Origin of the sequence: Cryobacterium sp. 10I5, assembly GCF_035019865.1 — a bacterium.
GTDB classification, from domain to species: Bacteria; Actinomycetota; Actinomycetes; order Actinomycetales; family Microbacteriaceae; genus Cryobacterium; species Cryobacterium breve_A.
This window is the reverse complement of the sequence record NZ_JASJVI010000235.1, coordinates 1-315: the sequence shown is the minus strand read 5'-3', so window position 1 is coordinate 315 and position 315 is coordinate 1. Positions and strand designations below refer to the sequence as shown.

The following is a 315-nucleotide window of genomic DNA, read 5'->3' as shown; positions in this document are numbered from 1 at the left end:
CCACGAGGACACGGGTGTGGTCGACGGTGCGCACGGCGCCCGTGAGCCGGAGGCCCAGGGAGGCTGCGAACGCGGCAGAGGAGTGCCCGAGTCGCAGCTCGAGAGCGCCGGGTTCGATGATGCGGTCGCCGGCCCTGCCCGTGAACGCGGCGAGATCGGCGTGCACCGCGAACTCGACGCGGGCGCTCTCACCGGCCCCGAGCTCGACCCGCGCGTAGCCGATCAACCGGTTCACCGGCCGCACGACCGAGGCGACCGGGTCGTGCAGGTAGAGCTGCACGACGTCCGCACCGGGGCGGGCGCCCGTGTTCGTGA

1 protein-coding gene is annotated in these 315 nt (G+C 73.7%); it reads right to left on the bottom strand.

Annotated features, from left to right (window positions below; translation table 11 throughout):
* The coding region (locus QN350_RS19835) for a fibronectin type III-like domain-contianing protein (RefSeq protein ID WP_323517238.1) at window positions 1–315 on the bottom strand (315 nt) is incomplete at both ends.